Source organism: Sporosarcina sp. FSL K6-5500, assembly GCF_038005665.1.
GTDB lineage: Bacteria > Bacillota > Bacilli > Bacillales_A > Planococcaceae > Sporosarcina > Sporosarcina psychrophila.
Map to the genome: position 1 here is coordinate 2,525,998 of NZ_JBBOTP010000001.1, position 13,060 is coordinate 2,539,057.

At 43.1% G+C, this 13,060-nt stretch carries 11 protein-coding genes and 1 other RNA gene; 10 read left to right on the forward strand and 2 right to left on the reverse strand.

Translation table 11 applies throughout. From position 1 onward, the window contains the following. The first annotated feature begins 52 nt into the window (after positions 1-52). The 10 genes from gap (at position 53) to ssrA (ending at position 11,365) form a co-directional block, all read left to right on the forward strand. Positions 53-1,060 carry a type I glyceraldehyde-3-phosphate dehydrogenase gene (gap, locus tag MKX62_RS12115; protein ID WP_067206007.1) on the forward strand — a complete coding sequence of 336 codons (1,008 nt, stop codon included), beginning with the start codon at positions 53-55 and terminating at the stop codon, positions 1,058-1,060. Between the two features lie 274 nt (positions 1,061-1,334). Then, on the forward strand, positions 1,335-2,516 hold the full coding sequence (locus MKX62_RS12120) for a phosphoglycerate kinase (protein WP_340742577.1): 1,182 nt from the start codon (positions 1,335-1,337) through the stop codon (positions 2,514-2,516). A gap of 15 nt (positions 2,517-2,531) precedes the next feature. Next, positions 2,532-3,293 (forward strand): triose-phosphate isomerase, encoded by a 762-nt coding sequence (gene tpiA, locus MKX62_RS12125; protein ID WP_340741514.1) that lies wholly within the window; start codon positions 2,532-2,534, stop codon positions 3,291-3,293. Continuing rightward, positions 3,286-4,812: a 2,3-bisphosphoglycerate-independent phosphoglycerate mutase gene (gene gpmI, locus MKX62_RS12130; RefSeq protein ID WP_067206019.1), complete on the forward strand. Its 1,527-nt coding sequence runs from the start codon at positions 3,286-3,288 to the stop codon at positions 4,810-4,812. Before tpiA ends, gpmI begins: the two co-directional genes overlap by 8 nt. A gap of 15 nt (positions 4,813-4,827) precedes the next feature. Continuing rightward, entirely contained in the window at positions 4,828-6,123 is a 1,296-nt protein-coding gene (gene eno, locus MKX62_RS12135) for a phosphopyruvate hydratase (protein ID WP_187046684.1), read from the forward strand. 175 nt (positions 6,124-6,298) lie between these two features. Beyond that, the gene (gene secG / locus MKX62_RS12140; RefSeq protein WP_067206024.1) at positions 6,299-6,526 is read left to right on the forward strand and encodes a preprotein translocase subunit SecG; all 228 of its coding nucleotides are present in this window, start codon (positions 6,299-6,301) and stop codon (positions 6,524-6,526) included. Between the two features lie 656 nt (positions 6,527-7,182). Continuing rightward, the gene (locus tag MKX62_RS12145) at positions 7,183-7,929 is read left to right on the forward strand and encodes an alpha/beta hydrolase (RefSeq protein WP_340741515.1); all 747 of its coding nucleotides are present in this window, start codon (positions 7,183-7,185) and stop codon (positions 7,927-7,929) included. Positions 7,930-8,021: 92 nt separating this feature from the next. Continuing rightward, positions 8,022-10,304, forward strand: a complete 2,283-nt coding sequence (gene rnr / locus MKX62_RS12150; RefSeq protein ID WP_231885816.1) for a ribonuclease R — start codon at positions 8,022-8,024, stop codon at positions 10,302-10,304. A gap of 152 nt (positions 10,305-10,456) precedes the next feature. Continuing rightward, on the forward strand, positions 10,457-10,924 hold the full coding sequence (gene smpB, locus MKX62_RS12155) for an SsrA-binding protein SmpB (RefSeq protein WP_067206031.1): 468 nt from the start codon (positions 10,457-10,459) through the stop codon (positions 10,922-10,924). A gap of 80 nt (positions 10,925-11,004) precedes the next feature. Next, positions 11,005-11,365: a transfer-messenger RNA gene (gene ssrA, locus MKX62_RS12160) on the forward strand. Between the two features lie 134 nt (positions 11,366-11,499). Here the strand turns inward: ssrA and MKX62_RS12165 are convergent. Both MKX62_RS12165 and MKX62_RS12170 read right to left on the reverse strand, forming a co-directional pair. Next, positions 11,500-12,672: a site-specific integrase gene (locus MKX62_RS12165; RefSeq protein ID WP_340741516.1), complete on the reverse strand. Its 1,173-nt coding sequence runs from the start codon at positions 12,670-12,672 to the stop codon at positions 11,500-11,502. 107 nt (positions 12,673-12,779) lie between these two features. Further along, positions 12,780-13,043: a DNA-binding protein gene (locus MKX62_RS12170; RefSeq protein ID WP_340741517.1), complete on the reverse strand. Its 264-nt coding sequence runs from the start codon at positions 13,041-13,043 to the stop codon at positions 12,780-12,782. Positions 13,044-13,060: the final 17 nt, after the last annotated feature.

The following is a 13,060-nucleotide window of genomic DNA, read 5'->3' on the forward strand; positions in this document are numbered from 1 at the left end:
CCTTGCGCTTTTCTCACTATAAACTAAAAAAAACAACATGGAGGAATATATTATGACTTTGAAACTTGCGATTAACGGATTTGGACGGATTGGGCGTAAAGTATTCCGCGAAGCTTTGAAACAAGAGGAAATTGAAATTGTAGCAGTGAACGATTTGACGGATGCAGCAATGCTTGCACATCTTTTGAAGTATGACTCTGTACATGGCGTATTTGACGCGGAAGTCAGTTTTGATAATGACACGCTTATTGTCGATGGCAAAAGAGTGAAAGTATATGCAGAAAAAGATCCAGCAGCGCTACCATGGGGCACACTTGGGGTTGACGTTGTCGTTGATTCGACAGGCGTATTTACGGACAGAGCTGGACTGAACAAACACCTTGAAGCGGGTGCGAAAAAAGTTATCTTGTCATCACCGGCAAAAGGCGATATCACGACACTTGTAATGGGTGTTAACCACGAGTCATACGATCCGGCAAATGATAACATCGTATCGAATGCATCATGTACGACAAACTGTCTTGCTCCAGTTGTAAAAGTACTTCACAACGAATTCGGTATAAAACGCGGTCTAATGACAACAATTCACTCGTACACAAATGACCAACGCATTTTGGATTTACCGCATTCGGATTACAGACGTGCTCGTGCAGCTGCAGAAAACATGATTCCAACTACGACAGGCGCAGCTTCAGCTGTAACAAAAGTTATTCCTGAATTGAAAGGTAAACTTGACGGTATGGCTGTCCGCGTTCCAACACCAAACGTTTCACTCGTTGACTTTGTCGCTGAACTTGAGAAAGATGTGACAATTGCTGATGTGAACAATGCATTGAAAAACGCGTCTGAAAATGAGCTAAAAGGTTTCTTGGCTTATAATGAACTCCCACTAGTTTCTAAAGATTATAACGGAAATACTTCATCATCTACTGTAGATGGTCTTTCAACGATGGTCCTTGAAGACAACATGGTGAAAGTAATTACTTGGTATGACAACGAATCAGCTTATTCTGCACGTTGTGTGGACTTGGCACTTTATATGTTTGGTAAAGGTCTATAATTCAGTTAAATATAGCCATAAACAATAAAACCCCTTATAATGTAGTTGGGTAAGAGGAGCGGGGGGTTACCCCGTTCCTCATTTTTTTTTAAGATAAAGTATTAGTTTTTTCTACTTGGGTCGTTGTCTAGACTCCAGGCGCCAGCCGCTCGGGTCATAAGCAATCCAGCTATGTGGCAAAGAGCGCCACGTCGCTGGATCGACTTATGCCTGTCGCGTCTAAGCAGGCGCCTTGCACTTTTCTAAATTATAAATGGAGGTGGGCGTTTTCATGGTGTCGAAAAAGACGATGAAAGATATGCAGCTTGAAGGGAAACGTGTTTTTTGCCGGGTAGATTTCAATGTACCTATGGAAGATGGGAATGTAACGGATGATACAAGGATCCGTGCAGCAATTCCGACCATCAATTATATGGTAGCTCAGGGTGCGAAAGTTATTCTCGCGAGTCATTTAGGACGTCCAAAAGGCGAAGTGAATGAAGACATGCGGCTTACTGCTGCAGGCGAAAAACTTGCGGAATTGATTGGCAAGCCGGTAACAAAGCTCGATTCATCCATTGGGAAAGAAGTGGAAGAAACCATTTCGACAATGAAAAATGGCGATATCATTCTGCTTGAAAATGTTAGGTTCCATGCTGGAGAAGAAAAGAATGATGCAGGACTAGCGAAGCAATTTGCGGAACTCGCTGATGTTTTCGTCAATGATGCATTCGGTGCTGCACACCGTGCACATGCTTCTACTGCGGGCATAGCGCAACATATTCCGGCTGTATCTGGCCTCCTTCTTGAAAAAGAATTGGATATTCTCAGTAAGGCATTATCAGAGCCTGACCGTCCGTTCACAGCAATTATTGGCGGAGCTAAAGTGAAAGACAAAATTGGCGTCATCGATCATCTATTAGACAAAGTGGATAACTTGATTATCGGCGGCGGATTATCATATACATTTGCAAAAGCACAAGGCCATGAAATAGGAGATTCGCTCCTTGAGGAAGATAAAATCGACCTGGCGAACTCATTTATTCAAAAAGCCAAAGAAAAAGGCGTTAATTTATACTTACCAATCGACGTTGTCATAGCAGATGCGTTTTCAAAAGATGCAAAGACAAAAAACGTGAATATCGATTCCATACCAGAAGGATGGATGGGTCTGGATATTGGACCAAAAACAGCTGAACTTTACGCGGACGTTATTAAAGAGTCGAACTTGATCATTTGGAACGGGCCTATGGGTGTGTTTGAAATGGAGCCGTTCGCGGGTGGCACACAACGAGTTGCAAAAGCGATGGCTGAAACAAAAGCATATACAGTTATTGGTGGGGGCGATTCAGCCGCTGCTGTCGAAAAGTTCGGCGTAGGAGATAAAATGGATCACATTTCAACTGGTGGAGGCGCTTCTCTTGAATTCATGGAGGGAAAAGACCTACCGGGCCTCACTGCACTGAACGATAAATGATCGGGGGGAAACATTTTGCGAAAACGAATAATTGCGGGTAACTGGAAAATGTACAAGTCTCTTGAAGAAGCGAAAAGTTTCGCGATAGAAGTGCAAGAAAAAGCAGCAGCTTCAGAAAAATTGGAAGCGGTTATCTGTCCACCCGCTTTATACCTTTCAGAACTTGTACAAATTACAAAAGGTTCAGCGGTAGGTATTGGTGCACAAACGATGCATGACGTAAAAGAAGGTGCTTTCACGGGCGAAATCAGTCCAGCGATGCTGTCAGAAATCGGCGTTGGCTATGTTGTCCTGGGTCATTCTGAGCGTCGTCAATACTTCAACGAAACAGATGAATCCGTCAACAAGAAAGTCCATGCTGCATTTGACTACAAGCTTACGCCAATCGTCTGTGTGGGAGAATCACTTGAAGATCGGGAAAGTGGACAAACAGTTGAATTAGTAGCAGGACAAGTGAAAAAAGCATTCGAAGGCGTCAGCGCTGATTTAGCGGCACAAGCAGTCATAGCTTATGAGCCAATCTGGGCTATCGGTACAGGTAAAACAGCAACTGCACAAGATGCCAATGAAGTATGTGGAGCAATCCGTACGACAATCGGCGAATTATATAATGAAACAGTTGCAGACAAAATTCGTATTCAATATGGCGGTAGCGTTAAACCGGACAATATTGAAGAACTTCTCACAATGGAACATATCGATGGCGCACTTGTCGGCGGCGCAAGTTTGGATCCTGCATCATTCTTGAAATTGCTAGAGGCTGGAGCACATGAGTAAAAGTCCGGTAGCGCTTATCATTTTGGATGGCTTTGGCCTTCGTGATGACAAGCTAGGAAATGCAGTTGCACAGGCGAACAAGCCGAATTACGATCTATTATGGAACAACTTCCCTCATTCAACGCTGACAGCTTGTGGGGAGGCGGTAGGTCTTCCTGAAGGACAGATGGGTAACTCTGAAGTAGGGCATCTGAATATTGGAGCTGGTCGCGTCGTCTATCAAAGTTTGACTCGTATTAATAAGTCAATCAGGGAAGCTGACTTTTTCGATAACGAAACGCTTTTGAGAGCAGTTACACACGCGAAGGAAAACGGCTCAGCACTCCATCTGATGGGGTTACTATCCGACGGTGGTGTACATAGCCATTATGAGCATCTATTCGCGCTTCTTCGCCTAGCGAAGTTGAATGGACTTGATAAAGTATTTGTCCATGCCTTCCTGGATGGTCGTGATGTGAGCCCACAATCTTCTCTTGATTACATTGAAAAGACTGAAACATTCATGCAAGAGTTGGGTGTTGGCAAGTTTGCAAGTATTTCAGGACGGTATTATGCGATGGATCGTGATAAGCGCTGGGAGCGTTTGGAAAAGGTCTACCGTGCAATTGTTGAAGGCGCTGCTTTAACGGCAGCTACGCCGACTGCAGGCGTACTAGCGTCGTATAAGCAAGGCGTTCATGATGAATTCGTTGTACCTTTCCTTATTGAAGAACTTGGTAAACCGGTTGCGACGGTTGAAGATGGGGATGCGGTTGTATTCTTTAATTTCCGTCCGGACCGTGCCATTCAGCTTTCACGCGCCTTAACAGATTCTACTTTTGATGAATTTGAAACAGGAACGAAAAGATATAAAGATTTGAAGTTTGTGACGTTCACACATTATAGTGACGACATTGTTGCAGATGTCGCTTATAGTAGTGACAACTTGGAAAACACTCTTGGAGAAGTTATCGCCCGCAACGGTTTGACACAACTGCGCATTGCAGAAACCGAGAAGTTTCCACATGTCACTTTTTTCATGAGTGGCGGACGAGAAGACAAGTTCATAGGTGAAGAACGAATCTTGATAGCTTCACCGAAAGTTGCAACGTATGACTTGCAACCGGAGATGAGTGCTTACCAAGTGACGGAATCGCTTATTGAAGGAATTGAGGCGAATCGTTTTGATGCAATTATTCTCAATTTCGCAAATCCCGACATGGTCGGGCATAGTGGAATGCTGGAACCAACCATCAAAGCGATTGAAACGGTTGATATATGCCTTGGCAAAATTATCGACGCAATCCATGCTAAAGGCGGTACGGCAATCGTAACGGCTGATCATGGAAATGCTGATGAAGTAACTACGCAAGACGGGGCTCCGATGACGGCGCACACAACGAATCCGGTTCCGGTTATCGTTACAAAGGCGGGAATTAGTTTGCGCGAAGGCGGTAAACTCGCAGACTTGGCACCAACAATGCTAAAATTGTTACAAGTAGAACAACCGGTAGAAATGACCGGCACACCATTATTTTAAAAAGGGGAGAATGACATGCCAATCATTACACTTATCCAAGCGAGAGAAGTACTTGATTCACGTGGAAATCCAACAGTAGAGGTTGAAGTATTTACGGAAAGCGGTGCATTTGGTCGGGCAATCGTTCCATCTGGCGCTTCAACAGGCGAATATGAAGCAGTAGAACTACGTGACGGTGATCCGGATCGCTACTTGGGCAAGGGTGTTCTTCAAGCGGTTGACCATGTTAATGAAGTTATTTCGGCGGAATTGGAAGATGCTTTTTCAGTTCTTGATCAAGTGACGATTGACAAAGCGTTGATTGAAATTGATGGTACTGCCAACAAAGGTAAATTGGGCGCAAATGCAATTCTTGGCGTATCGATAGCTGTCGCACATGCTGCTTCTGATTATCTTGATATTCCCCTTTATCAATATCTAGGCGGCATTAACGCAAAACAATTGCCAGTGCCAATGATGAACATTCTAAACGGTGGCGAGCATGCGGATAACAACGTGGATATTCAAGAGTTTATGGTAATGCCAGTCGGCGCTACTTCATTCCACGAAGGTCTTCGTATGGGCGCGGAAATTTTCCATACCCTTAAAACTGTTCTACAGGCAAAAGGCTTGAATACATCAGTGGGTGATGAAGGCGGATTCGCTCCGAACTTATCTTCCAATGAAGAAGCTTTGTCTATTATCCTTGAAGCAATCGAAAAAGCAGGCTACAAACCAGGCGAGGAAGTTCTCCTTGCAATGGACGTTGCAGCATCTGAGTTTTTCAATAAAGAAGATGGTACGTACAATCTTGCTGGCGAAGGTATCGTAAAAACATCGGCAGAAATGGTTGATTGGTATGAAGAGCTTTGCAGTAAGTATCCAATCATCTCTATCGAAGATGGTTTGGATGAAAATGACTGGGCGGGTCATAAACTATTGACGGACCGCTTAGGCAAAAAAATTCAACTTGTCGGAGATGACTTGTTCGTAACGAACACAGAAAAACTGGCACGAGGAATTGAAGAGGGTATTGGTAACTCAATCCTTATCAAAGTGAACCAAATCGGTACATTGACGGAAACGTTTGATGCGATTGAAATGGCGAAGCGCGCTGGCTATACGGCAGTTATTTCCCACCGTTCAGGTGAATCAGAAGATACGACAATTGCTGATATCGCAGTTGCAACAAACGCTGGACAAATCAAAACGGGTGCACCATCTCGTACGGACCGCGTTGCGAAATACAACCAATTGCTTCGTATTGAAGATCAGCTAGATGATACTGCTGAGTATCTTGGTGTTAAAACGTTTTATAACTTGAAGAAATAATTATTGCTAAAAACCCGCTTCGGCGGGTTTTTCTTTGGTTTTTAATAGATTGAGTGGAAACTCACTGAGTGACTATGAGAACTTCTGTCTTAAAATTAGAACAATAGGTTGTAACACCAGTCTGTTTTTGGTAAAATAGAACTGTTGTGAAGTTCGAATCGGGAGGTGGAACAAAATGCATACTTTGCTGATGACACTGCTCGTAATCGTAGCACTATCATTGATCGTAGTCGTATTATTGCAATCTGGGAAAAGCGCAGGTCTATCAGGAGCCATCTCTGGCGGAGCCGAACAACTTTTCGGAAAACAAAAAGCACGTGGACTTGACCTCGTACTTCAACGGGTCACTGTTGTACTTGCCGTTTTGTTTATCGTATTGGCAATCGTCATTATGAAAGTATAATCTTAAATAGACCATTATCGCCTGACCTTCCGACTGGTCGGGCGTTTTTTATTAAAAGTAGGGAAGTATAAGTTTTCTACTGGGGTCGTTGTCTAGACTCCAGGCGCCAACTCCTCGGGACATAAGTCAGTCAGGCTATTCGGCAAAGAACGCCGCTTAGCCCGCCCGTCTTATGCCTGTCGGAGCTGAACGGCGCCTTACGCTTTTCTTAGTGTCTAGACTCCAGGCGCCAGCCGCTTGGTCATAAGCAATCCAGCTATGTGGCAAAGAGCGCCACGTCGCTGGATCGACTTATGCCTGTCGCGGGCCTACAGGATGTAGGTCATGCAGCTGTTGCCACAGGAAGTGGCGTACTTAAGCTGCTATCCTTTTGGGCGCCTTGCACTTTTCTTAGTGTCCAGACTCCAGGCGCCTAGCCCCTCGAGTCGCTTCAGTCCTTAAGTTAAAGGCAAAGAGGGCCATTATCTTAAGGCCCTCCAGCGCTTTTCGGGTCTACCAAGGCGCCTTGCACTTTTCTTAGTGTCTAGCTCCAGGCGCCAACTCCTCGGGACATAAGTCAGTCAGACTATTCGGCAAAGAACGCCGCTTAGCCCGCCCGTCTTATGCCTGTCGGAGCTGAACGGCGCCTTGCACTTTTCTTAGAAAGGATGATCTAAATGAGAATTGCACAACCGAAACCATTCTTTTTCGAAAGAGGGAAGCGTGCAGTTTTACTGCTACATGGATTTACAGGTACCTCAGCGGACGTACGGATGTTGGGACGGTTTCTTGAAAAGGAAGGCTACACCTCGCTTGCACCCCATTACAAAGGCCACGGTGTTCCCCCAGAAGAATTGATCCACACAGGTCCCGAAGAGTGGTGGGAAGATGTTCTTACGGGTTATAATCAATTAAAGGAAGCTGGATATGATGAGATTGCAGTTGCCGGATTGTCATTAGGAGGCGTATTTTCGCTCAAATTAGGGTATAACAAGCCAGTGAAGGGTATTGTTACAATGTGCGCGCCGATGTCGATGAGAACAACTGACATTATGTATGAAGGTGTCCTTAAATATGCACGGGAGTATAAGAAGTTTGAAGGGAAAGCCGAAGAAGACATCGAAAGAGATATAGAGGCATTACGTGCGCAAAATATGCCTTCTCTCGAAGAACTTCGTGCACTTGTCTATGATGTACGAGATCATATAGATCACATTTATGCACCGCTACTTGTTGTGCAGGCCACAAACGATGATGTTATCGATACCGATTCCGCAAACATTATTTATGACAATACCGAATCAGACATAAAAAATATTAAATGGTATGAACAATCGGGACATGTCATTACACTCGGACCCGAAAAAGTGAAACTTCATGAAGATATTTTGAAATTCTTGGAAACATTGGACTGGAATGAGTGAAAGATAAGACCAATGACCATACTATAGACTTATAAGGAGTGATGCAATTGGATAGCTTAGAACAAGACATACAGCAAAAATTGCTGTCTCTAATGAAAGAAGAATCGTATAAGCCGCTAACCGTACAGGAAATTCAGGAAGTATTGGGATTTGAACAGGCGGCGGAGTTTAAGGAACTAGTGAAAATGCTTGTTGACCTTGAACAAAAAGGGCAAATTATTCGCTCGAAATCGAACCGTTATGGCGTGCCAGAAGGCATGAATCTCCTTCGTGGAAAATTCATCGGGCATGCAAAAGGATTTGGTTTTGTGGCACCGGATGTAGAAGGAATGGATGATGTATTCATACCACCACATGAAGTAAATGGCGCGATGAATGGAGATACTGTCCTCATACGTGTCGTTAATGCCACATCAGGCGGTAGACGTGAAGGGGCAATTACACGTGTCGTGGAACGCAAAACAACAAAGGTAGTGGGCATGTACCAGAACAATAAAGGCTTCGGTTTCGTTGTTCCTGATGATAAAAAATTACCAATGGACGTTTTCATCGGTAAAGGAGATTCACTTGATGCGGTTGACGGTCACAAAGTCGTTGTTGAAATAACAGACTGGCCTGTAGACGGGAAATCAGCAACAGGTATGGTGACACAAATCCTTGGTCACAGAAATGATCCTGGCGTGGACATCTTGTCTATTATTCATAAGCATGGAATTGAAGTTGACTTTCCGCAAGCAGTACTAGACCAGGCAAATAAAATACCTGAAGAAGTTCAGGAAGAAGATTTGTTCAAACGTCGTGATCTCCGTGAAGAACTTTCGATTACAATTGATGGCGCGGATGCCAAAGACCTTGACGATGCCATTTCAGTTGTGAAAAACGACAATGGTAGCTATATATTATCTGTTCATATTTCGGATGTCAGTTATTATGTGACGGAGAATTCTGCAATGGGTGATGACGCTTATGACCGTGGAACAAGTGTGTACTTGACGGATAGAGTTATCCCAATGTTACCGCATAGATTATCGAACGGAATCTGTTCATTGAATCCAGGTGTCGATAGGCTTACGTTATCTTGCACAATGACGATAGATCGCAACGGGAAAGTCGTCGAGCACGAAATATTTGAGAGTGTTATTCGCTCGAAAGAACGTATGACTTATAATGAAGTTTATAAAATCATCGAAGAAAAAGATGAAGAACTTTCAGAGAAATATGCACATGTTGTTCCTATGATTAACCATATGGCAGACCTCGCGGCTATTTTGAAACAGAAGAGAGAAGATCGTGGAGCCATTGATTTCAATTTCAAGGAATCGAAAATCCTTGTTGATGAAAAAGGATGGCCAACGGATGTTGTCATTATGGAGCGTACTGTATCAGAACGCCTGATAGAAGAATTCATGCTTGCTGCGAACGAAACAATCGCGGAACATTTCCACTGGCTTAAAGTACCGTTCATTTACCGAATTCACGAAGATCCGAAAGCTGAGAAATTACAACGTTTCTTCGAATTTCTAACGAACTTTGGTGTTGTTGTAAAAGGAACGGGTAATAAGGTCCATCCAAAAGCGTTGCAGGAAATCGTTGAATCAATTGAGGGACTACCTGAAGAAACAGTTATTTCGACAATGCTCCTGCGTTCAATGCAACAGGCGAAGTATTTAGATCAAAGTCTGGGTCACTTTGGTTTATCCACAGAATTCTATACTCATTTCACGGCACCAATCCGCCGCTTCCCAGATTTGATTGTCCACCGTTTGATCCGGACATATCTAATTGAAAAAGACATGTCGACACAGACACTTGCGCATTGGAGTGCGATATTAGCTGATATTGCAGAGCATACATCTGAACGGGAACGTCGTGCAGTTGAAGCAGAACGTGATACAGAGTCACTGAAAAAAGCTCAATTTATGCTCGACAAAATTGGCGAAGAATTCGAAGGCGTTATTTCATCGGTTACAAACTTTGGTTTGTTTGTCGAACTGGAAAACACAATCGAAGGTCTTGTTCACGTTAGTCATATGACAGATGATTATTATCGATTTGACGACAGACAAATGATGATGATTGGTGAACGTTCTGGCAAACAATACAGACTCGGCGACGAAGTAACCGTGAAAGTGATTGCTGTGAAGCCTGAAGAATCGACAATCGATTTTGAAATCGTTGGCATGAAACAAGACTTCCGTCGTACACGTAAAGAAACTCCGAAAGTCATCCATGCAAAGAAAAAGGATGGCGATAATAAATCCGGAGATAAATCAAAAGATAAAAAGAAAACAGGCACATATAGTAAAAAGAAAAAGTTCTATGAAGGCGCAGCGAAAAAAGCGGGTACTAAACCTAAGCCTAAAAAGAAAAAGTAAAGAAGGAGCGGTCTAGGCCGCTCCGCAGTTTTGCTTCCGGCTGTATTGTCACAAACTTTGAAAGGTTGCTTACCTGCGTCCAGCAGGCATAAGCGCTATTCAAAATTTGGATGCAATTACGCCGGGGCGTAATTGATTAAGGGGTGAAAGAAATGGCGAAAGGCCAGGGGAAGGTAGTCGCCGTTAATAAAAAGGCGAATCATGATTTTGCAATCGAAGAAACAATTGAGGCAGGTATTGTTCTACAAGGTACTGAAATCAAAGCAATCCGTACTAGTAAAGTTCAACTGCGTGATGCGTTTATAAGAATCCGCAATAACGAAGCGTGGATTACCAATATGCACATTAGCCCATATGACCATGGGAATCAGTTCAATCATGATCCGGTGCGTTCTAGAAAGTTACTTCTTCATAAAAAACAGATTAGCAAATTGATTGGACAAACGAAAGAACAGGGATCTGCGATTGTACCGATTAAGATGTATTTAAAAGACGGCTTTGCAAAAGTGTTAATTGGTGTTGGTAAAGGTAAGAAAGATTACGACAAACGCCAAGATCTGAAGAAAAAAGATGCGAAGCGTGAAATCGATCGTGCACTTAGAGATAGACAGAAATATTGAAGTTTTGATGGAAATGTGGTATACTAATTAATGTTCAAGTAGTTCAGAAGCCTTTAAATAGGTTCTCCTGACATCCCTTTGGGGACGTTACGGATTCGACAGGGGTCGTCTTAGCTTGAGTTGCGCGTCGGAGGGCTCGGCTCCGTCAGAAACGGCACCTTATAATAACAGGCAAAACTAACAACAACCTAGCATTCGCAGCGTAAGCTGTTGAATCTGCCTTACATTTCCATCGCCCATGTGGCATTTGTAGGGCTCAACCTTTAGTGGGATACGACGGCTGTTGCCTCTTGAGGCAGTCGGAAGAGACTTCCAAGATAGCGTACATGACGCCCTGATTGCCGGCATAATGCCACGCGAATCCAAATAGACAATCTACACGCGTAGATGCTTAAGTGTTAGAGCCTCTGGACGCGGGTTCGACTCCCGCCGTCTCCATATTACAATTTCATTGAGTATCAATGAACGTCAAAACCCTTGTATATCAAGGGTTTTTTCTTTTGCCTTAGTTCATTAGATTTCGTTGAAACGTATTCAACCGTATTCAAAACCGTATTCAGAACGTAGTCATTTATCTACTTCTCAATATAGTTGGCGAACTTCAATATTGCTTCTTCTTTTGCTTCCTTCGTAACGTGTGCGTAGATGTTCATTGTCGTTTGTACGTCAGTATGTCCTAAACGATCCTGTACCTCTTTAATGCTTGCGCCAGCCTCAAATAACAATGAACAATGTGTATGACGTAAACCATGTGTTGTGATTGTGCCTAGCTTATATTTATTCTGTAAGTGCAAGATCCACTTACGAGTTTTTGTAGGCTGCATGTATTCGTTGTGCTCGTTGCTGAATACAAGTTGCTTTGGTTGTAACGTATTGAAGCCCAGTATTAAATAATCTTGCTTCTGCTTTTTCTTCCACACTTTTAAAACAGCCATTGTCTTGTCGTCCATTTTGATTGTACGAGCAACACCTGTTTTCGTAGATTTCACATATAGCTTGTTATCTTTACCCCGTGAAAGGGCCTTATTAATGCGTAACTGGTTTGTTGTGAAGTTCAGGTCATTCCACGTAAGAGCTAATGCTTCACCCTTACGCATACCACTGAAAGCTAGTAATCGGAATAGGGCGTATGCTTTGTGGTTACTTTCTTGTTCTAAACATGATAGGAACTCAATAAGCTGCTCACGAGTGTAGAAGTTCTCCGCTTCATCTTCATCATTTACAATAGCCTTCTTAGTGGTGGCGGCGGGCATATCTACGTGTGCAAACGGATTAGTTTGGATATAGCTACGCTTAATCGCAAAGTCCAACACCTTCGCAGCATACGCTTTTACCATGCGGAAATTCTTTAACTTCGCGGCCCACTCATCCACATGCTTCTGACATATATCGACATGTATTTTTTCGATTTTATAAGCACCCATCGCAGGCAGAATGTGATTTTTGAAGAGCCCTGTAGTTTTTACAAATGTGCTTTCCTCAACCGTCTTTTCATATTGTATTACCCATAGTTCATAAACTTCTTGATACGTTTCAGCACGTTCTTGTTTGTACGTACCGTTTGCAACAGCTAGTTTAATACGAGCTAATGCTAATTCCGCCTCCTTACGTGTTTTAAAGCCACGTTTCAGTGTGCGCTTCTGTTTACCAGTAAGCGGATCAACACCTAAATAGGCGGGAAACTTGTATCGTAAATCACCGTTTTTGAGATTGTAGCTTTTGATGGGTGATACTTTTTTCTTTACCATGATAATTCCTCCTGTATCAGTTGCGGGGGCAAGATATAAAAGGAGAGGATTAATCCTCATAGATATAATATATAACTTCACTATGGGAATATCCTCTCCGGGAGTCGTTAGAAGCTATAATCTTCAAAAAAACGATCGATTTCTTTCCGGGAGACACGTTTGATACCGTCAATTTCGCAGATTTTAAGTCCCATTTGACGAAACTTCACAAAAGTATTATGTGAAACTCCAGCATATTGAGCCGCCTCTGACAAACTGAACCACTCCTTCAATACGGATTGTTGGGATTTTAATGCTTGCGTTGTACAAGTAATAATCATCTCAATTAATCGGTTTTCTAACCCTTTTGGAAATTCAATGGACTTTTGCATAGTAAGTTCCTCCAATG